21 protein-coding genes, 3 riboswitches and 1 other annotated feature are annotated in these 20,989 nt (G+C 35.7%); of the genes, 17 read left to right on the forward strand and 4 right to left on the reverse strand.

Going from position 1 to position 20,989, the window contains the following annotated elements; all coding sequences use genetic code 11:
• Positions 1 to 55 precede the first annotated feature (55 nt).
• Positions 56 to 220, forward strand: coding sequence for a YozQ family protein (locus AB3X49_RS01845; protein WP_002030670.1), 165 nt, complete (start codon positions 56 to 58; stop codon positions 218 to 220).
• 135 nt (positions 221 to 355) lie between these two features.
• Positions 356 to 1,336: an NAD(P)-dependent oxidoreductase gene (locus AB3X49_RS01850; RefSeq protein ID WP_367960238.1), complete on the forward strand. Its 981-nt coding sequence runs from the start codon at positions 356 to 358 to the stop codon at positions 1,334 to 1,336.
• 32 nt (positions 1,337 to 1,368) lie between these two features.
• Here AB3X49_RS01850 and pssA read toward each other — a convergent pair whose 3' ends face one another.
• The gene (pssA, locus tag AB3X49_RS01855) at positions 1,369 to 2,070 is read right to left on the reverse strand and encodes a CDP-diacylglycerol--serine O-phosphatidyltransferase (RefSeq protein ID WP_002011698.1); all 702 of its coding nucleotides are present in this window, start codon (positions 2,068 to 2,070) and stop codon (positions 1,369 to 1,371) included.
• Positions 2,071 to 2,252: 182 nt separating this feature from the next.
• The gene (locus AB3X49_RS01860; protein ID WP_002086724.1) at positions 2,253 to 4,139 is read right to left on the reverse strand and encodes an LTA synthase family protein; all 1,887 of its coding nucleotides are present in this window, start codon (positions 4,137 to 4,139) and stop codon (positions 2,253 to 2,255) included.
• Between the two features lie 253 nt (positions 4,140 to 4,392).
• On the opposite strand from AB3X49_RS01860, the gene AB3X49_RS01865 reads away from it, so the two are divergent.
• The 12 genes from AB3X49_RS01865 (at position 4,393) to AB3X49_RS01920 (ending at position 15,399) form a co-directional block, all read left to right on the forward strand.
• Positions 4,393 to 4,788: a DUF3888 domain-containing protein gene (locus tag AB3X49_RS01865; protein WP_016092994.1), complete on the forward strand. Its 396-nt coding sequence runs from the start codon at positions 4,393 to 4,395 to the stop codon at positions 4,786 to 4,788.
• A gap of 89 nt (positions 4,789 to 4,877) precedes the next feature.
• Positions 4,878 to 5,059: riboswitch (Lysine riboswitch) on the forward strand.
• Positions 5,060 to 5,239: 180 nt separating this feature from the next.
• The gene (lysA, locus tag AB3X49_RS01870) at positions 5,240 to 6,556 is read left to right on the forward strand and encodes a diaminopimelate decarboxylase (RefSeq protein ID WP_367960239.1); all 1,317 of its coding nucleotides are present in this window, start codon (positions 5,240 to 5,242) and stop codon (positions 6,554 to 6,556) included.
• Positions 6,557 to 6,673: 117 nt separating this feature from the next.
• Positions 6,674 to 6,782: riboswitch (SAM riboswitch) on the forward strand.
• A 72-nt stretch (positions 6,783 to 6,854) separates the two neighbouring features.
• Positions 6,855 to 6,998 (forward strand): YezD family protein, encoded by a 144-nt coding sequence (locus AB3X49_RS01875; protein WP_000116159.1) that lies wholly within the window; start codon positions 6,855 to 6,857, stop codon positions 6,996 to 6,998.
• Positions 6,999 to 7,085: 87 nt separating this feature from the next.
• The gene (locus tag AB3X49_RS01880) at positions 7,086 to 7,790 is read left to right on the forward strand and encodes a phosphoadenylyl-sulfate reductase (protein WP_367960240.1); all 705 of its coding nucleotides are present in this window, start codon (positions 7,086 to 7,088) and stop codon (positions 7,788 to 7,790) included.
• 39 nt (positions 7,791 to 7,829) lie between these two features.
• On the forward strand, positions 7,830 to 8,966 hold the full coding sequence (sat, locus tag AB3X49_RS01885) for a sulfate adenylyltransferase (protein WP_367960241.1): 1,137 nt from the start codon (positions 7,830 to 7,832) through the stop codon (positions 8,964 to 8,966).
• A gap of 12 nt (positions 8,967 to 8,978) precedes the next feature.
• Entirely contained in the window at positions 8,979 to 9,572 is a 594-nt protein-coding gene (gene cysC, locus AB3X49_RS01890) for an adenylyl-sulfate kinase (RefSeq protein ID WP_367960242.1), read from the forward strand.
• 11 nt (positions 9,573 to 9,583) lie between these two features.
• Positions 9,584 to 11,206 (forward strand): nitrite/sulfite reductase, encoded by a 1,623-nt coding sequence (locus AB3X49_RS01895; protein ID WP_367960243.1) that lies wholly within the window; start codon positions 9,584 to 9,586, stop codon positions 11,204 to 11,206.
• Positions 11,207 to 11,216: 10 nt separating this feature from the next.
• Positions 11,217 to 11,417: a DUF3906 family protein gene (locus tag AB3X49_RS01900; protein WP_000366913.1), complete on the forward strand. Its 201-nt coding sequence runs from the start codon at positions 11,217 to 11,219 to the stop codon at positions 11,415 to 11,417.
• An 84-nt stretch (positions 11,418 to 11,501) separates the two neighbouring features.
• Complete coding sequence (gene cobA, locus AB3X49_RS01905) at positions 11,502 to 12,278, forward strand: uroporphyrinogen-III C-methyltransferase (protein ID WP_367960244.1); 777 nt, start codon at positions 11,502 to 11,504, stop codon at positions 12,276 to 12,278.
• Between the two features lies 1 nt (position 12,279).
• The gene (locus AB3X49_RS01910; protein WP_367960245.1) at positions 12,280 to 13,032 is read left to right on the forward strand and encodes a sirohydrochlorin chelatase; all 753 of its coding nucleotides are present in this window, start codon (positions 12,280 to 12,282) and stop codon (positions 13,030 to 13,032) included.
• A complete protein-coding gene (locus tag AB3X49_RS01915) occupies positions 13,007 to 13,624 on the forward strand; it encodes an NAD(P)-binding protein (protein WP_367960246.1) in 618 nt (205 codons plus the stop codon). The genes AB3X49_RS01910 and AB3X49_RS01915 overlap by 26 nt, the downstream gene beginning before the upstream one ends.
• Positions 13,625 to 13,685: 61 nt before the next feature.
• Positions 13,686 to 13,932, forward strand: a binding site (T-box leader).
• A 111-nt stretch (positions 13,933 to 14,043) separates the two neighbouring features.
• Positions 14,044 to 15,399 carry a sodium-dependent transporter gene (locus tag AB3X49_RS01920; protein WP_002140989.1) on the forward strand — a complete coding sequence of 452 codons (1,356 nt, stop codon included), beginning with the start codon at positions 14,044 to 14,046 and terminating at the stop codon, positions 15,397 to 15,399.
• A gap of 35 nt (positions 15,400 to 15,434) precedes the next feature.
• On the opposite strand, the gene AB3X49_RS01925 is transcribed toward AB3X49_RS01920, so the two are convergent.
• The gene (locus AB3X49_RS01925; protein WP_002158647.1) at positions 15,435 to 15,596 is read right to left on the reverse strand and encodes a hypothetical protein; all 162 of its coding nucleotides are present in this window, start codon (positions 15,594 to 15,596) and stop codon (positions 15,435 to 15,437) included.
• 97 nt (positions 15,597 to 15,693) lie between these two features.
• Complete coding sequence (locus tag AB3X49_RS01930) at positions 15,694 to 16,968, reverse strand: murein hydrolase activator EnvC family protein (protein WP_367960247.1); 1,275 nt, start codon at positions 16,966 to 16,968, stop codon at positions 15,694 to 15,696.
• Between the two features lie 503 nt (positions 16,969 to 17,471).
• Between AB3X49_RS01930 and gltP the strand changes: the two genes are divergently transcribed.
• The 3 genes from gltP to AB3X49_RS01945 all read left to right on the forward strand — a co-directional run bounded on the left by gltP (position 17,472) and on the right by AB3X49_RS01945 (position 20,970).
• Positions 17,472 to 18,746, forward strand: a complete 1,275-nt coding sequence (gene gltP, locus AB3X49_RS01935) for a glutamate/aspartate:proton symporter GltP (RefSeq protein WP_367960248.1) — start codon at positions 17,472 to 17,474, stop codon at positions 18,744 to 18,746.
• Between the two features lie 68 nt (positions 18,747 to 18,814).
• On the forward strand, positions 18,815 to 19,333 hold the full coding sequence (locus AB3X49_RS01940; protein ID WP_002135200.1) for a ribonuclease FAU-1 family protein: 519 nt from the start codon (positions 18,815 to 18,817) through the stop codon (positions 19,331 to 19,333).
• 120 nt (positions 19,334 to 19,453) lie between these two features.
• Positions 19,454 to 19,559: riboswitch (SAM riboswitch) on the forward strand.
• A 94-nt stretch (positions 19,560 to 19,653) separates the two neighbouring features.
• Entirely contained in the window at positions 19,654 to 20,970 is a 1,317-nt protein-coding gene (locus AB3X49_RS01945; RefSeq protein WP_367960249.1) for a Na+/H+ antiporter NhaC family protein, read from the forward strand.
• Positions 20,971 to 20,989 lie beyond the last annotated feature (19 nt).

A 20,989-nucleotide genomic window follows, 5' to 3' on the forward strand; every position in this document is an offset into this window, starting at 1 on the left:
GATGAAAATCACCCTTTTTGTTCAAAATAAGAAAGAATGAAAAGGAGGATAAAAAATGGCGAAACAACAAAATAAACAAAACGTACAAGCGGCAGATCAAGCCTATACTTCTGAAACAAATAATACTGCTAACTCAGTTATTGAGGAACAAATTAGCGATACAGTTGCAGAAGGAACAATCGATGCGAAGCTTGGGAAAGAATCGCAAGAAAAAGCGTAAAAAGAGGGGAGAGTTGCATCTCCTCTTTTTTTATGGAAAAGTGTCGATTTTCAAAACTATAATCAAATTCCTTGGTTTTTATATGTAGATTTCTTACAATGAAATATAAGAGATATCATATTTTGTATAGAAGAGGTGTTAGTAGTGGCGAAAATATTAGTAGCAGGGAAAATTCCAGAAATCGGATTAGAATTATTGAAAAATCATGATGTAGAAATGTACAATAAAGAAGAATTAATTAGTGTAGAAGAGTTAGCAGAACGTGTAAAAGATAAAGATGCACTTTTAAGCTTACTTTCTACGAAGGTATCGAAAGAGGTTATTGACGCAGCACCAAACTTGAAAATTATCGCAAATTATGGTGCTGGTTACGATAATATTGATTACACATATACAGGAGAAAAAGGAATTGCGGTAACGAATACACCGAAAGTATCAACTGAAGCGACAGCAGAATTAACATTTGCACTTCTTTTAGCAGCTGCACGTAGAATTCCTGAAGGTGATACGTTATGTCGTACAACTGGATTTAACGGATGGGCACCGTTATTCTTCTTGGGCCGCGAAGTACACGGTAAGACAATCGGAATTATTGGCCTTGGAGAAATCGGGAAGGCAGTTGCAAAGCGTGCGAGAGCATTTGGAATGAATGTTTTATATACAGGACCAAATCGAAAGCCTGAAGCTGAAAGTGAACTGGAAGCGACATACGTAACGTTGGAAGAATTATTACAAACAGCGGACTTTATTACAATTAACTGTGCTTATAATCCGAAATTACATCATATGATTGATGAAGAACAGTTTAAAATGATGAAGAAAACAGCATGTATTATAAATGCTTCACGTGGACCAATTATGAATGAATCAGCACTTGCTCATGCACTAAAAACGAATGAAATTGAAGGTGCAGCTCTTGATGTATTTGAATTTGAACCGAAAATTACAGAAGAGCTAAAAGGATTAAAGAATGTAGTACTTGCTCCTCACGTAGGAAATGCAACATTCGAAACACGTGATGCAATGGCTGAACTGGCAGTAAGAAATATTTTAGCTGTATTAAATGGTGAAGAACCTGTAACACCTGTAAATCAAAAAGTATTAGTTACAAAATAAAAAAGAAACCTTCCGAAATACGGAAGGTTTTTTTATTTTTCTTTATTCGCTTTTTTAGAAGGTCTTTGTCTAATAAATTGAGATAACATATACAAAATGTATAGTGGAATGGCAATGAATAAGAAAACAGAAATGTTGCCAAAACTTGTTTGGTACATTGTGATAATAATTCCAACTAAAAATAGTGTAATAATTATGCTATATCGTGGAATTGGTACATCTTTTAAACTTGGGATACGAACACGGCTCACCATTAAAAATGCGAACGTTACAAATACGGTAATGAGAACGATTTTTGGAATAGTATGTGAAAATAATGTTAAGAAAGCAACAAGCCCTCCTGCTGCAGTAATCGGAACTCCAGTGAAATATTTCATAGAAGTAGAAGATGGTGTTACATTAAATCGTGCTAAGCGATATGCTCCGAACAGAGGGAATAATCCCGCTATGTATAGTCCAATGATTCCGTAGTTGGAAAAAGATGTGTAATACATTAAAACAGCAGGTGCTGCGCCAAATGTTACAACATCCGCGAGTGAATCAAGCTCTTTTCCCATTTGTGAATCAACGCGTAATAAACGAGCGACACGACCATCAAGACTATCTAACATCATCCCGATCAGTACTAAAATAGCAGCTGATTTATAATATCCTAAAGATGCATAGCCGATTGACAAAAATCCGCTATATAAATTCCCGAGCGTAAATAAGTTTGGAATAGCTGCTCTATACAAAATCTGATCCCTTGCTTTCTGTTATAAATTCTTAATTAGTGTATGAAAGTTTACTTATTTTATCATACCATAAATTTCTTTCTCATACGAAAAAAATTCCCAATTTGTGAAAGATTGTATAGAAGAGAAATTTGAAAAATAAGTAAAAAAAGGAAGCAACTTTTGTAAAGTTGCTTCCTACACTATTCAAATTTCGTTGTCATCGTTCCGGTTTTATATCGATTGTTAGGATCAAATCGTAATAAATCTCCATAAATGAGTTTGTCGGATAATTTTAATTCTGTTTTTGCTTTTTCAATATAAGGCTGACATAGTGTTAAATCAGCTTCTTCACCTGTGCTTCTTTTATAGCACATATTTTTTGTATAAACATAATCTTCCGAAACAAAACTGCCGTCTCGCATTACCATAAGAGGGTCTTTTTCTTTCGTAAATAAGTCTGTTCCAAATTCTACGGATTGATTTGTTTTAATACCAAGTAAATGAAGTAACGTTGGTTTAATATCAATTTGACCAGATACTTTAGAGATGACTTTTCCTTCTTGGCCAGGCACATGAATAATGAGAGGGACGCGTTGTAATTGCATAGAATCAAACGGTGTAATAGCGTCTTTCCCAAGGAACTGAGCCATAGCTGCATTATGGTTTTCAGAAATGCCGTAATGATCACCATAAATGACAATAACGGAATTATCATATAGTCCTTCGTCTTTCAATTGTTTAATAAATAATTTAAGAGCTTCATCCGTGTAACGAACGGTTGGGAAGTAGCGATTTAAAACACCACTTTCGGAATTAAATTCATCAACATATTGATCTTCTGGATTTAGAAGAAATGGAAAATGGTTTGTTAACGTAATAAATTTTGTATAGAACGGTTGTGGTAAAGATTTTAACTTTGGAATAGATTGCTCAAAGAACTCTTTATCTTTTAATCCCCAACCGACAGACATTTGTTCCGTTCCTACGTAATCATTTAAATTAAAGTAACGATCATATCCAAGCGCAGGATACATTACGTCACGATTCCAAAACGTTTTATCGTTTGAATGGAAGACAGCAGAAGAATATCCGTATTTCTTTAATTGTTCTGGTGTGGCAGTGTATTCATTTGTTGCATGAGTAAAGAATACAGAACCACGGTCTAACGGATAAAGGGAATTTTCAACGATAAATTCAGCATCAGAAGTTTTACCTTGTCCCGTTTGATGATAGAAGTTATCGAAATAAAAACTATCTTTAATAAACTCATTTAAAAATGGAGTAATCTCTTTTCCATTTATTTTTTTATTAATAACAAAACTTTGTGTAGATTCCATTGAAATTAAAATTACATTTTTACCCTTTGCAGCTCCAAATAAGTTTTTATCAACTTGTTTATCTTTTGAGTCTGTATAGTTTTTAATTTCAGAGAACCCGTCTCCACTTGCAAATACACGCTCAGCTGAAGACTTAGATTGAAGTGTAATATCAAATAGATGATATGTGTATAACCCTAAATTTTTCACGACAGTTTGACGATCAAATGAGCGTGAGAACATTTGTGGTTTATATATAACTGAAACAACAATTTGTAGTGCTAATAATACTGTTACACCGCTAAAGAAAGTTCGCTTCTCAGAGCGAGAAAGGGGTGTTTTATCACCAAATGATGGGAATTTACGCGAAATAAACATTAAAATAATTGCGTCTGCAAATAAAAGTAATGTTTTATACGTAAAGAGTTCTTTTATACTCGTCCCTAAGTCAGCCATATTATTTGTTTGGAATAAAACAGGGAAAGTAACAAAATCGTTATAGAACCCGTAAAACATTGCATTTCCAAATAAAATAAATGACAGTATAAAACTAATTACAATAATAATTCGGTTTCGGTACTTAGATGCAAGTAAAGCGAAACCAAAAAATAAAAGTAACGAAGCTAGTGGGTTAATAAAAAGCATAAACTCTTCAAAGAAGTTATCAATTCTAATATCAAATGCTAGCTTGTACACAATATATGTTTTTATCCATAATAAAACGACTGCAACTAGTGCAAATCGCAGTTTTGGAAACAGATTTTGTAGCATAATATACTCCTCTCCTAAAAGCATGACGGTTCTTGTGAGCCGGTTTGATTAGCGCCTCATTTTATATATACGAACAGTCCTTTGTTATTATGTTTATTATACTATGAGTATCATTATACGAAAATAAAAGAGAGTTGTGGGCTTTTTTATAATAATTGAGTAGAAAAAGGGCAGTGGGAGACAATAAAACGGAGTTTCTATGTATGATAATTATCGTGCGTAAAAAGAATCGAGTAATAAAACGGAGGTTATAATGCGAAAATTATTATATTTTATAGTATGCAGTAGTGTTATACTTTTTGCTTCACCGAGTGTGTCGGTAGCACAATATGATGCACCCCTTATGGAAGATGCCCTTTATTCTGTTTTATTTCCAAAAATAAATAAGGCAATTGAAAAACAATATGGGAGCTTGAAGCCTTATCAATGTCCTAAAATTATTAGTTTAAAAAAAGTGTATAGTGGTACATATTTATTTCAAGCGAGTATTGAAGTAACGAAGTATGAACAGGTTGGTGGGAAAATTGTTCCACCATTTGAGAAGGTAACGATTACATTTAATAACGAAGAGGGCGAATGGGAAGTGACAAAGGTTTCAGTAAAGCGCTTACCAAATGATACAAAATTAAACTGTAAAAAAACAATATAAAAAATTGTTTGACAAATAAAATGGTCCTTTGGTATTGTTAATAGCAACAATTAGATGTTTGAAAATTAAATAGACTTACCTCATCTACTCTCAAAGGTAGAGGCCGCGATAGGAAAGAGTAAGCTATGGGAGATTTAATGGAATCTGTGATCATAGGTTGAAAGGGACTATTGCCGAAATATAAGAATAACCATCTTATTCATATATTGGGACTGCATTGAATAAATGTAGTACTGTCATAAGATTTATTTTATGAAGAGCTATTTGGAGATGTTGATGCGGTTTCTTATTTTGAGGAGATAACAACTCGTTTATTTTTTCAATATATATTTTTCCTAATAAGAAACGCGTGTGAACATTGTTCCGCGCGTTTTTTGTCTATCTAAAAGCGTGCTGCAATGAATAGAAGATTGGGGTTATGAGTTTTAGAGGAAATAAGGGAGGAATTTAAATGTATTTACACGGCACAAGCCGAATCAATGGGCAAGGACACTTAGAAATTGGTGGGTGCGATACGACGCATCTAGCAAAACAATACGGAACACCACTTTATGTATACGATGAAGAGTCTATTCTAGGAAAGTGCCGCGCGTTTCATCGTGCTTTTAAAGAAAGTGGTTTCTCTTATCAAGTAGCATATGCAAGCAAGGCGTTCTTGTGCATGGAGATGTGCCGAGTAGCTCGTGAAGAGAATATGTCTTTAGATGTTGTTTCTGGAGGAGAATTATATACTGCGCTCCAAGCTGGTTTTCCGGCATCGCGTATTCATTTTCACGGAAATAATAAAACAGAAGAAGAAATGATTATGGCTCTTCAGGCGAATATCGGTTGTTTTGTAGTAGATAATTTCTTAGAATTAGAAATCTTACATGATTTAGCAATGCAACATGGGGAATTTGTGAACATATTAATCCGTGTAACGCCTGGAGTAGAGGCACATACACACGAATATATAACAACAGGTCAAGAGGATTCGAAATTTGGATTTGGTGTTTCAAATGGTCAAGCGATGCAAGCAATTGAGCTTGCCTTGCAAAAATCAAATTATAATGTGCTAGGAATTCACTCGCACATCGGATCACAAATATTTGAAACGGCTGGATTTGTTCGAGCAATTGAAGTACTCCGCCAATTTTTAGAAGAAGTGAGAGAGCGAACACATTATGTGATGAAAGTATTAAATGTGGGCGGAGGTTTCGGTATACGTTATACGGATTCAGATACACCGTTAACACTTGAAACGTATGTGCACGCTGTAACAAGTACGATAAGAGAACAATTTACATTATGTGAATATCCGCTTCCAGAAGTATGGATTGAACCAGGTCGTAGTATCGTAGGTGATGCGGGAACAACACTTTATACAGTCGGAGCGGTGAAAGAGATTCCTGGCATTCGGAAATATGTTTCAGTCGATGGTGGAATGACAGATAATTTAAGACCAGCTCTATACGGAGCCCGTTATGAGGCGATGTTGGCGAATCGAGGGAATGATGAGAATGAGGAACTCGTTTCGATTGCTGGGAAATGCTGTGAAAGTGGAGATATGCTGATTTGGGATATTAACTTACCGCAAGTTGCTTCTTCTGATTTACTAGCAATTTCTTGTACGGGGGCATATGGGTACTCGATGGCGAATAATTATAATCGTATTCGTAGACCAGCTGTCGTCTTTGCAAAAGGCGGGACGTCACAAATTGTCGTAGAACGTGAAACATATGAAAATATCATTGGGAACGATCGCATACGTATTAAAGAGCTGGTGTGAATGAGAAAGAAGGAGTTGTCTAGTAAAGGCAACTCCTTTTAAAAAAAGAAAAATAATTAAATATATCGGAAAACTAGGATTGAAAAAAATCAGAATTGTGATAAAATACAAATACAAAGCTTATCAAGAGAAGCTGAGGGAACTGGCCCTACGAAGCTCGGCAACCTGCTTATAGAAAGCAAGGTGCTAAATCCAGCAAAATGGAATCCATTTTGAAAGATAAGGTAAAATATATTACCGAACAGTCTTTTCGAAATGGGAAAGATTTTTTTTATGAATAAAAAGGGGGGCTGTTTGCGTGAGCGTACGGGAGCATTTTGATGAAGTATCTGAGAAAATTCAAGCGATGCTTGCTGATATGAAATATGGTTCCATTACAATTGTTGTGCAAGATGGAAAAGTGATTCAATTAGAAAAAAGTGAAAAGGTTCGTTTAAAGTAAAAAGCGCTGACTAGAAAAACTAGAGGCGGTTTTAATCTATTTTTAATAGGTTAAAGCCGCCTTTTTGCTTTTACAGGGGGAAAAAACATGTTGACGTACGAAACGTGGAAAGAAAATAGTGTTTCATTTTCTGAAGAAGATGAAACGAAAGGCGCGCTATCAGTATTAAGTTGGGCTTATAACGAATATAAAGATGAAATTGTATATGCATGTAGCTTTGGGGTGGAGGGAATGGTTTTATTGCATCTTATAAACCAAGTAAATCCATCTGCTAAAGTTGTATTTTTGGATACAAATGTTCATTTTCAAGAAACGTACGAATTAATTAAGAAGGTACGCGAGAGATTTCCTTCATTAAATATTATAGAAAAACAGCCAGAACTTACACTCGATGAACAAGCGAAGCTTCATGGAGAGAAGTTATGGGAAAGTAATCCGAATCTTTGCTGTAGTATTAGAAAAATTTTACCGTTAGAAAAATCATTAGCAGCGGAAAAAGCGTGGATATCAGGCTTAAGAAGGGAACAATCAGAAACGCGTAAGCATACACAGTTTATAAATCAAGATCGTCGTTTTCAATCTATTAAAGTTTGTCCGCTCATTCATTGGACTTGGAAAGAAGTTTGGCGATATGTATATAAACATAGTTTGCCGTATAACCCATTGCATGATGTTGGCTATCCGAGTATTGGGTGTGAGAAATGTACATTACCTGTAGGTGATGGTGACAACTCAAGAGATGGAAGATGGGCTGGGAAAATGAAGACGGAATGTGGCCTTCACTTTCAATGAGATAGATTTTGAAATAAAGCTAAGAAGGGATATAAGAAGATGAGTACAACAAATGAATTAGTAAACCGCATTGATGAAACATATGAAATATCGAACATTGTAAAGGAAATCGAGATAGACAAAATTGCACTTAGTGATTTAGAACTTTTGGCGACAGGAGGATATAGCCCTCTTACAGGATTTTTAGGGAAGAGAGATTATGATTCAGTAGTAGAAACGCTTCGTTTAGCAAATGGTAGCGTATGGAGTATACCGATTACACTACCGGTAACAGAAGAAGTAGCCGAGAAACTGCAGGCTGGAGAGGAAGTAAAACTTGTCAACGCCGGAAATGTATATGGTGTTATTCAAATAGAAGATATTTTTGTACCAGATAAAGAAAAAGAAGCGTTACTTGTATATAAAACGACGGATGAAGCACATTCAGGGGTGAAAAAATTATATGAACGACCAAACGTTTACATTGGAGGAGCTATTATTCTTACAAAACGCTTTGGAAATAATCCGTTTCCTTCTTATCATTTAGATCCAATTGAAACGAGAGAAGAATTTAAAAAACGCGGTTGGAAAACAGTAGTTGGATTTCAAACGAGAAACCCAGTACATCGTGCCCATGAGTATATTCAAAAATCTGCCCTTGAAATTGTAGATGGTCTCTTTTTAAATCCGCTCGTTGGGGAAACGAAGTCAGATGATATTCCTGCTGATGTAAGGATGGAAAGCTATGAAGTATTACTTCAAAACTATTATCCGAAAGATCGTGTCTTTTTAGGTGTATTTCCTGCAGCAATGCGTTACGCAGGACCAAGGGAAGCGATATTTCATGCACTAGTAAGAAAGAACTTTGGTTGTACCCACTTTATTGTAGGGCGTGATCATGCTGGGGTAGGGGACTATTACGGAACATATGAAGCGCAGGAAATCTTTACGAATTTTACAGTAGAAGAGTTAGGGATTACGCCGTTATTTTTTGAACATAGTTTTTACTGCACGAAATGTGAAGCAATGGCTTCAACGAAAACATGTCCGCATGGAAAAGAAGACCGTGTCATCTTATCGGGTACGAAAGTACGAGAAATGTTAAGGAATGGTGAGATTCCGCCAAGTACATTTAGTCGTAAAGAAGTAGTGGAAGTGCTGATTAAAGGTTTGAAAAAAGAAGTAGTAACAGAATAGGGAGAGAACGAGATGGATACGAATATTACTTGGCATACAGCTTCTATTTCAAAAGATGAGAGAAGAGTGAAGAATGGGCATCATAGTTTTGTAGTTTGGTTTACTGGTTTATCAGCTTCGGGTAAATCTACAGTAGCGAATGCGGTTGCTCGTAAACTATTTGAAAAGAATATCGGAAATTATGTGCTAGATGGGGATAACATTCGGCACGGTTTAAATAAAGATTTAGGTTTTTCTGAAAGTGATCGTATGGAAAATATAAGACGTATTGGCGAAGTGGCGAAGCTATTTGTAGATCAAGGTACTGTTGTCCTTACAGCGTTCATTTCACCATTTCAAGTAGATCGAAAACAAGTTAGGGATTTATTAGCGGCAGATGAGTTTATAGAAGTGTTTGTAAAATGTCCAATTGAAGAGTGTGAAAAACGTGATCCAAAAGGGTTATACAAAAAAGCGAGACAAGGTGATATTAAAGAGTTTACTGGTGTTGATTCACCATATGAGGAACCAAAACAAGCAGAATTAATTGTAGAAACGCACAAGTATTCTATTGAAGAATGTGCAGAACAAATCGTGAAATACTTACAAGAGCGTAGTTTTATATAGGGGGATTAAAAATGACTTATGAAAAAGTATGGGCAAATAATGAAAAATTGAATTCGTCCGAGAAAAAGAAATTAGAAAAAGATGGATTAGAAATCTTTAATGATATTCCGTATTATGCGGAGAATGGATTTGAATCTATTCCGAAAGAAGAGTGGGACTCCTTTAAATGGGCAGGATTGTATTTACAACGTCCGAAAGAAGCAGGATATTTTATGATGCGTGTTAATATTCCTTCTGGGATTATTACAAATGCACAGGCAGAAGCACTTGCTTCTATCGCTGAAGATTATGGGCGTGATGTGTTAGATATTACGACAAGACAGGCGATTCAGTTTCATTGGTTAGAAATTGGGCAAATTCCGGATATTTTTAAAAGATTAGCGAGAGTTGGTTTATCTTCAGCAGGGGCATGTGGTGATATTACGCGTAATATTACAGGTAATCCACTTGCTGGAATTGATGCGAATGAACTATTTGATACAACATCGATTGTTAAAGAAATATACGATTACTTCCAACATAATGAAGAGTTTTCTAATCTACCACGTAAATTCAAAATGTCTATTAGTTCTAACATTTATAATTCAGCAAATGCAGAGATTAACTGTGTGGCATTTACACCTGCTACGAAAGAAATAGATGGTGAGAAAAAAGTTGGTTTTCATATAAAAGTAGGCGGAGGCTTATCAGCTCGTCCGTACTTAGCGGAAGAATTAGATGTATTCGTTTTACCAGAAGAAGTGAAGGCAGTGTCGATTGCAATTGCTACTATATTCCGTGATTTTGGATATCGTGAAAAACGCCACTTAGCACGTTTGAAATTTCTTGTCGCTGACTGGGGCGCTGAGAAATTTAAAGAGAAACTAGTAGAATACACAGGCCCATTGCAAAGTAAAGGGGAAAGTGCTCTCAAAGGCTGGAATGCAGGATACTTTTATGGCGTTCAAGATCAAAAACAAGCAGGATTAAAGTATGTCGGCTTTAATGTACCAGTAGGGCGTTTACACGCAGAGGAAATGTTTGAGATTGCAAGAATTGCAAAGAAATATGGAAACGGGCAAATTCGAACTTGTAACTCTCAAAACTTCATTATTCCGAATGTTCCGCCAGAAAATGTTGCAGGATTATTAAGTGAACCGTTGTTTGAAGCAATTTCAGCAAATCCGAAATCGTTTATCGGTCATGCGGTTTCATGTACTGGCATTGAGTATTGCAATCTTGCGTTAGTAGAAACGAAAGAAAGATTACGCAAAATCGCAGAGTACTTAGATACACAAATTGCACTCGATGTTCCAGTTCGAATTCATATGGTAGGATGCCCGAACTCATGTGGTCAACGTCAAATTGCTGATATTGGTTTGCAAGGAATAAAACTAAAAACGAAGGAAAAGGGAATCGTTGAGGCGTTTGAAATATATGTGGGCGGAACACTATTAGACGGAGGAGCATATAACGAAAAGTTAAAAGGGAAAATAGATGGAGAAGATTTGCCGGATGTTCTCGTGTCCTTTTTAAGTTATTTCCAAAAGAATAAATTACTAGCCGAAACGTTTTATGATTTCGTAGGACGTGTTGGAGTGGAAGAATTACAAATTGTACTAAATCGTGTATTAGAAGAAGTAATAGCATCTTAGGAGGGGCAATATGGACTTATATCGATTTGAAGCTGTATTAGTAAATAGTATTGTTCCAATTGTTGTCGTTGCTCAGAGTGAAGAACAGGCATTTAAGCTTGCGGAAATTGAGCTTGAAAAACATTTTTTACCGTTACCAGAAGTGAAAGAGATTTCTTTGTTTGAAAAAAAGAAGATTCGAAAAGGGGCGGCATTTGTTATTCATGAGTAGAGAACATGTAATACGAAATAATAGTAACTTCCATTCGTGATTAAGAGTGGAAGTTTCATTTTATAGTAGAAATGAGGAGAGATTATGGGGAAGGTTTATATCGTCGGGGCGGGTCCTGGTGATCCGGATTTAATTACTGTTAAAGGGTTGAGATGCATCGAGAAGGCTGATGTTATATTGTACGACCGTCTCGTAAATAAAGAATTGCTTTCTCATGCAAAGCCTGAAGCGGATTTAATTTATTGCGGGAAACTCCCAAATTATCACACGATGAAGCAAGAGACAATTAACACATTTCTTATTAAATATGCGAAAAAAGGAAAAGTTGTAACGAGACTTAAGGGCGGAGATCCATTTGTATTTGGAAGAGGTGGAGAAGAAGCTGAAGCGTTAGCGAAGCAAAGTATCCCATTTGAAATTATTCCTGGTATTTCAGCTGGTATAGCTGCTCCTGCTTATGCTGGAATTCCAGTAACGCATCGCGATGCAAGTGCAAGTTTTGCTGTTGTGACAGGGCACCGGAAAGAAGGGGCTAAAGAGGAAGTGAAGTGGGAAAGTTTAGCGAAAGGTGTAGATACATTAGCGGTCTATATGGGGGTTAGTAATTTACCTTACATATGTGAACAACTAATAAAACATGGAAAAGATCAAAGTACACCTGCCGCTATCATTGAGTGGGGAACGACATCTATGCAGCGTACTGTTACAGCGACGTTAGGAACAATTGTAGATGTTGCCAAAAAAGAACGAATTCAAAATCCGAGTATGATTGTTATTGGAGAAGTTGTCCGTTTTAGAGAAAAGATACATTGGTTTGAGAAACAAACGGAAAATGCATATCAAGTAAGCGGAGTATTGTAAAATGAAGGCTGTTATATATATATGTCATGGAAGCCGTTTGAAAGCAGCAAAAGAAGAAGCGGTTGCATTTATTACGTCATGTATGAACCGTGTAGAGGCAAATATTCAAGAAATTTGTTTTTTAGAGCTAGCGAATCCTTCTATTGAAGAAGGATTTCGTACATGTGTGAAGCGTGGTGCTACAGAGATTGTCGCTATTCCTGTGTTTTTATTAGCGGCAGGACATGTAAAGAAAGATATTCCGCTTGAATTACGAAAGTTAAACGAGGAATATCCGGATATCAAAATAGTGTATGGTAATCCATTTGGTGTATCAGAAGTGCTTGTAAAAGCGGTATATAACGGAAGTGGTATTAAAGACTATAAAGAAGAAGTAACACTTTTGCTCGTTGCAAGAGGGAGTAGTGATCCGGAAACTTTACAAGACATAAAGTGGATTTCTTCTTTATTTCAAAAAGAAGAGAACATTAAAGAGGTGGAAGTTTGTTATTTAGCAGCCGCAGAGCCGAAGTTTGATGAGAAGTTGAAAGAAATTGTAGAACAAAAAGAACGGAACATTGTTGTGTTACCTTACTTATTATTTACAGGCTTACTCATGAAACATGTTGAGAAAGAAGTGCGTCAATATGAGTCGGAAGAGATAAAAATAAGTCCCTATTTAGGAAAGAATGTAGCGTTTCGAGAGATGTTAATTCAGAAAACAGAGGAAATATTGAAGGGAGATCAATATGTATCCACTTACAGTGCGAGTTGATAAGAAACGTGTTGTTGTCATTGGTGGAGGGAAAGTAGCGGGGTTTAAAATTATTCCTTTACTAAAACAAGGTGCGGATATTGTTGTAGTAAGTACAGAATTAGATGCAAATTTAGTGAAACTTGTAGAAGACAAGCGAATTCGTTGGTATCAAAGAGAGTATGAGAAAAGTGATATTAAAGATGCTTTTTTAGTAGTTGCAGCGACTAGTGATTCGGTACTAAATGAACAAATTGCTGAAGATGCCGCAGTGAATCAATTGGTAAATGTTATTACGAATCCGGAAAGTGGAAATGTTCATTTTCCGGCGGCAATTCATCGTGGATTGCTTAATGTAGCTGTTTCTACTGGAGGGGTAAGTCCGAAACTTGCAAAAAAAATTCGTGATGATATCGCAAATAAATATGATGAGAAGTATGAATCGTATCTTGATTTTTTATATGAAGTTAGACTAAAAGTGAAAGAATTACAAGTAGAGAAAAGGAAAAAAAATATATTGTTACAAGAAGTATTAAAGTCGATATATGTTCAAAGTGAACAAAAAAGAGAGCTTTTTTTACAAGAATTAGAGAGGGGAATTTATATAGGATAGTGAGTGAATTGTGCTTTACAAATATAAAAATATAATTTATAATCACAAGTAACTTCAAAAGATGAAATCGATGAGCAAGAAGAGTACGTATATTTGATGCGTTCAGAGAGCTGGGGTAAGGTGTGAGCCCGGTACGATAAAATATACAGAATGGGCTTGCGAGAGGTATGCTGAACATTGCAGTAGGCAACCCGGGTTCCGCCGTTAAAAGGATAGGGTATCGGAATTTTCCTGTACCTGAACAAGTGGGATTTATTGATCCAATTGAGGTGGTACCACGGTATTCTATTACATATATCGTCCTCTACATGCATATTTGCGTGTAGGGGACTTTTTTATTTTCTAAAGGAGGTGTGCGAGTATGAAATGAAAGTGTATAATTGATAAAAGTTATAATATTCAGAAAAGGAGAATTTATGATGAAAGAAACACAGCAATGGACGTCGAAAATTGGCTTTGTACTCGCAGCAGCCGGAGCCGCAGTAGGTCTTGGTGCAATATGGAAGTTTCCATATGTTGCAGGTAATGGTGGGGGAGGCGCATTCTTCCTTGTATTCTTACTATTAACTTTATTTATTGGTATGCCTCTTCTTTTAGCTGAATTTGTTATTGGCCGTAGTACTCAAAAAGAGGCCGTTACAGCTTATAAAGTATTAGTACCGAATAGCAAGTTATATCCTTGGATTGGTCGTATGGGGGTTGTTACTTGTTTTAGCGTACTATCTTTTTATAGTGTTGTAGGTGGATGGATTTTACTTTATTTATACTATAGTGTCACAGGTAGTTTCTGGAACGGAGTAGTCGATTATGGACAATTGTTTGCTGAAACAATTTCAAATCCAGTAAGTGCGATTGGGGCGCAATTCATCTTTATGCTTTGTACCATTTTTGTTGTTAGTAAAGGTGTGGAAAAAGGCATAGAAAAAGCAAGTAAGTACATGATGCCGCTATTATTCATTTTATTTATTGCTATCATTATTCGTGCGTTAACACTTGATGGTGCTATGGCTGGGGTAGAGTTCTTCTTAAAACCAGATTTTTCAAAGCTTACAGCAGATACGATTTTATATGCGATGGGGCAATCTTTCTTCTCACTAACGGTAGGTGCCTCGGTAATGGTAACGTATAGTTCGTATTTAAAGAAAGAAGAGCATTTAGCTAAATCAGCAACATCTATTGTAAGTTTAACTGTATTTATTACAGTACTTGCAGGGTTAGCGATTTTCCCAGCGATTTTCGCATTAGGAGTTAAACCGACAGAAGGACCAGGGCTACTGTTTATCGTTCTTCCTGCTGTCTTTGCAAAAATTCCATTTGGACAATTTTTCTTCATTATGTTTTTAGTGTTATTCTTCTTTGCGACTTTAACATCTGCGATTTCAATGCTTGAAATTGTAGTAGCGTCTGTTGCGAAAGATAATGAGAAGAAGCGTCCATCAGCTTCGTTATTAATTGGTATTCTTATTTTTGCAGTTGGAATCCCATCAGCGTTATCGTTTGGAATTATGAGTGATGTGAAAATATTTGGTAAGACATTCTTTGATTTCGTCGATTTTTCGGTAAGTAATGTATTACTGCCACTCGGAGTACTAGCCATTTCGTTATTTGTACCAAATAAGATGAGTAAAGAGCTATTAATGAAAGAATTAGAAGTTACGGAAACGAAAGGGAAAACATTGTTTAATATTTGGTTCTTCTTGCTTCGTTATGTTATTCCGGTAACTGTAATTATCGTATTTTTAAATGCGATAGGTGTATTTAAAATGTTTGCATAATAAAAAGACGGAGATGTGGATTCTCCGTCTTTTTATTATGTTGTAGAAGTATTTAATAAGCGATTATATGCTTTATAAGCTGTGACAACTGCGATAAATGATCCAATTAAAAATAACGCTGAGCCGCCGAATGTAAATAGCCGGCCAATGTATGTTTCTCTAGCTTCTTCTATTTCTTCTTGTAATTGTGTATTCATATTTATCACCCCGCAAAATATAGGCATTTAGTTGTAGTTTATGTAAAACGCCTAAAAAGTGTGAAGTAGTAAAAAAACTCGGTATGCACCGAGTTTTTTATAATCCGATATAAGGAGATGGATCAACTGCGTTTGTCTTACCGACATTCCATTCCCCAAGGTGAAGTTCGAAGTGTAAATGTTGTCCGTATGATTGGCCAGTGTTCCCCATAAATCCAAGTTGAGTGCCTTGTTTTACAGTTTGTCCATTAGATACAGAACGGCTACTCATATGTGCATATACAGTTGTATATGTTTTTCCGTTTATACGGTGAGATAAGTATACAACATTTCCGTAACTAGATGATAATTCTGAACGGATAACGACGCCATCTGCAGCAGCTACGATTGGCACTGTTCCTGAAGCTGCGATATCGATTCCTTTATGGTTATCTAAAGAACGTGTACCAAATCCTGAAGTTTTCGATCCAGCGGCAGGTTTAATAAATCCACCTTTGTTCGTATCTTGCGGTGTTGGTGCGGATTGTGTGCTTTCTTTAGCAGAAGCGGCTACCTGTTTTTTTGCTTCCTCAGCCTTACGTGCCTCTTCAGCTTTACGCGCCTCTTCTGCACGTTTTTCTTCTTCAATTGCTTTTTGAACAGCTTGACGCTGGTTTTCTAAAATGCCTTTTGATTCTTCTAACCCTTCAATCTCTGAATCTACTTTTGCTACTTTCGTATGTAGATCGTTAATAAAAGTTTGTTGCTGTTGTTGGTTACTTTGTAATTCTTGCTGTTTTTGTTCTAATTTTTGCTCAGATGCTTTCAGTTGTTGCTCTTTTTTCTCAACAGCCTCTTTTTCTGTCGTCACAGCATTTTGATCGCTTGTTTGTTTTTTTACAATATCTGTATCGTTATTTAAAATTAAACTTACAGAATACATATTATCAACAAGATCGGCAATATTTGCAGAACTTGTTATTACTTCTGTAATGATGCTCGTACGAGGCTTTTCTTGCATAGATTGTAGTCGTTGTTTAATAACTTCCTGCCGTGTATCTATGTTCGTTTGTAATTGCTCTATATGTTTCTTTTTTTTAGTAATAACTTGCTGTGTGTTGCTAATTTCTTTTTTTGTATCGTTTAATTCAGCTTCGTTTTTATTAATAGAAGTAGTTAATTCGTCGATTTTCTTTTGTAATTCCTGGATTTCTTTTTCTATTTGTTCTTTCTCAGCTGATTTATTTTGTAAGTCATTTTGTTTGCCTTCTAATTCGGATTGAATATTAGATAATTTATTCTCATTCGTTTCAGCGTATACGGGTGAAAGTAACGGGGAAACGAAAATCGTTCCAGCTGCTAAAACACTAAATGCTGCAAATTTCTTTTTCATGGTTGTCTTGCTCCTTTCCCTATGAATGTTATATATCATAAGAAGAAGAGTGTCTATCGTTGTAACCATAATGTAAAGAAAATTTTATAATTTTGCTAAGTTTTGTCGGAATTTAGTATCTTTTCGTAGTGTTTGTCATAAAGTTAAAATTCTTGAATGTATAGAAAAAGATATCAATTTCTATATTTTTTAAAAAAACATGGAAAATGATGGGGTTTTCCGTAATGAAACAGTATTTTAAAAACCTATCAATCACTAGTAAGGAATCGATTTCATGTGAGGTTTTCTGACATGAAGTTTGTTTTTGTCAAGAAAATTATTTGCATTCGTGCAAACTTATTTTGTTGTCAGATTTTAAATTTTGATTTATGATTTTCAACAGGGACAAAATGTAGTGAATTGTCGAATAATATGTAATACTCTTAATTTCAAGTTTTATAGAGATAGAATGAGAGATAGAATGAGAGATAGAGTGACACATCGAAGAGGGGGTTACCACAAGTATGAAAAGAATAGGACTTGCATGGCAAATTTTAATAGGACTTGCGCTTGGTATTGCAGTTGGGGCGATTTTCTTTGGCAATCAGGAAGTGGTGAAGTACTTACAACCAATTGGTGATATTTTCATCCGATTAATTAAGATGATTGTTGTACCGATTGTTGTAGCGAGTATTGTTGTTGGGGTTGCTGGTGTTGGCGATATTAAAAAGTTAGGTCGACTAGGCGGAAAAACAATTATTTACTTTGAAATTATTACAACACTTGCAATTGTTGTTGGTTTATTAATAGCAAACATTTTCCAACCTGGAAAAGGCGTTGATATGGATAAGTTAACAAAAACAGATATTTCTAAATATACACATACGACAGAGCAAGTACAAAGTCATTCGTTCGCGGATACGTTTGTAAATATTGTTCCGACGAACATTATGAAATCATTAGCTGAAGGTGATATGCTTGCTATTATCTTCTTCTCAGTATTATTTGGTTTAGGTGTAGCAGCAGTTGGTGAGCGTGGCAAACCAGTTCTACAATTTTTCCAAGGTGTAGCAGATGCAATGTTTTATGTAACGAACCAAGTTATGAAGTTTGCACCATTTGGTGTATTCGCATTAATTGGTGTTACAGTTTCTACATTCGGATTAGCTTCATTAATTCCATTAGGGAAATTACTCATTGTAGTATATGGGGCAATGATCTTCTTCGTTGTAGTTGTATTAGGACTTACAGCGAAAATCTTTGGAATAAACATTTTCCAATTCTTTAAGATTTTAAAAGACGAGCTGATCTTAGCGTATTCTACAGCAAGTTCAGAAACGGTTTTACCGAAAATTATGGAGAAAATGGAAAAGTTCGGTTGTCCGAAAGCAATTACATCTTTCGTTATTCCAACAGGTTATTCATTTAACTTAGATGGATCAACTTTATATCAAGCAATTGCGGCAATTTTCTTAGCTCAAATGTACGGTATTGAATTATCCATTACACAACAAATTACGTTATTACTTGTATTAATGGTTACATCAAAAGGTATCGCGGGTGTACCGGGCGTATCATTCGTTGTATTATTAGCAACACTTGGTACAGTAGGTATTCCAGCTGAAGGTTTAGCGTTTATTGCAGGTATTGACCGTATTCTTGATATGGCTCGTACAGCAGTTAACGTTGTAGGTAACTCTTTAGCGGCTGTAGTTATGTCTAAGTGGGAAGGTCAATATGACGCTGAAAAAGGACAAGCCTATTTAAAAGAGATATCTGAAAAGGGTCAAGCAGCTTAATTATAATATGAACAAGCTCTCACATAATATGTGGGGGCTTTTCTATATATAGAAGAGGAGCGGACGTAATGAAACGTAAATATGGTGACGGTTCTTCGTGGAAGCGACTAATAGAGAAGGATTATAGGGTTAAGCAAGTAGAGGATGGAATGTTAGGAATACTGGACATAAAAAAAGTGAGAGAACCTAGTCATAAAGAATACAATGGTAAACAGCTTTGCATTGCAGGTGATGGGTATACATGGATGCAATATTTTATAAACGGGAAAAACTTTGCAATTACAGCTATGTTAGACAATCAAAAACAATTAGTACAATATTATATCGACGTGACGAAAGAATATAAAATAGACGAGCGTGGTTTACCTTATTTTGATGATTTATATTTAGATGTAGTATTGTTACCGAACGGTGAGATCTATGTACTGGATGAAGACGAGTTAGAGGATGCCTATAAAATTGGTGATGTTACAAAAGAAGAATATGAGTTAGCATGGAATACAACAAAATGGATTATCGCGACGATAAAAAATAGAAAATTTTACTGGATTTCAATATTGGATAAAGAAATCGAAAAGTTAAAATGATTGGTTTATTCATATTTTTGTATAATTACCAAAAAAATCTATACAAAAAATAATTGACTTTTGCTTTGTAAGCGAGTAAAGTTAGGAAAGAAATTATTATTAAAAAATAAATATGAAACCTTCTTATAAAGAGAGGCGGAGGGACTGGCCCTACGATGCCTCGGCAGCGGACTCGATTTCAGAGTGCTGTGCCAAATCCAGCAAGCATGTGCTTGAAAGATGAGAAGAGTGTTTCTTATAGATGTATAAGACCTCTTCTCATTGGAAGAGGTCTTTTGTTGTTCATTAGAAAAGGTTGAAAACTAGGGAGAGATGATACTTTGAAAGAAACGAGAGGAAATGGTTTAGCGTTATTACCACTTGGAATATTTTTGGCGCTATTTATTGGTTCTGGAATTATTACAGGTGATTTCTATAAATTGCCGATACTTGTAGCAATTTCAATTGCTGTAGGAATTGCTTTAGTGATGAATCGTAAGGAAAGCTTTAATGTGAAAGTAGAACGATTTGCTAAAGGTGCAGGAAACCCTGATATTATGATTATGGTATTAATTTTTGTACTTGCAGGGGCGTTTTCTGAAACAGCAAAAGGAATGGGCGGAGTTGATTCCACTGTTAACTTAGCGTTATCTATTTTACCCCAAGGATTTATCGTTGCTGGAATTTTTGTTATAGGGGCATTAATTTCATTAGCGATGGGAACTTCAATGGGAACAATTGCTGCATTAGCACCGATTGCTGTAGGTATTAGTGGGCAAACAGATATCTCAATTGCACTTACGATGGCTACTGTTGTGGGCGGAGCGATGTTTGGCGATAATTTATCATTTATTTCTGATACGACAATTGCTGCTGTTCGTTCGCAAGGAACAGAAATGAAAGATAAGTTTAAAACGAATTTTTTAATTGTATTGCCAGCTGCAGTTATTACAATTGTAATATTAGTAATGATTACTTTAGGTAATGATACAGAAATTAAAGCTCATACATTTGATTGGGTGAAGATTTTACCATATGCAGGTGTACTTGTTACAGCGCTACTTGGCTGGAATGTACTTATTGTATTAACCGGTGGAACGGTACTATCTGGTGTTATCGGTCTTATAGATGGAAGTTATACGTTAGAGAGTTTCTTTAAAAGTGTAACGACTGGAATGGGCGGTATGATGGAGTTAGTGTTACTTGCCATTTTAATCGGTGGTATGGTTGAACTTATCCAGTATAATGGTGGCATTCAATATTTAATGAATCTTTTAACACGTAATATTCGTTCGGAAAAAGGAGCGGAGTTTGGTATTGCTGGCTTAGTGAGTATGACGAATGTGTGTACAGCAAACAATACAATCTCTATCATTTTTACAGGTCCGCTTGCGAAAAATATTGCGGATCAGTATGAAATTGATCCCCGTAAATCAGCGAGTGTACTGGATCTTTTCTCTTGCTGTGTACAGGGGTTAATCCCATATGGTGCTCAAATGTTAACAGCGGCAGGATTTGCTGCGTTATCTCCGGTCGAATTGTTACCATATGCATTTTATCCAATTTTAGTTGGAGTATGTGGAATCATTTCTATATTAATTGGTTTCCCGAGATTTTCTAAAGTGGCGGAAAAAAAAGAGTATCATAAAACTGCATAACATAAAGAGACATTTATTA

Source organism: Bacillus sp. C30, from assembly GCF_040838255.1.
GTDB lineage: Bacteria > Bacillota > Bacilli > Bacillales > Bacillaceae_G > Bacillus_A > Bacillus_A mycoides.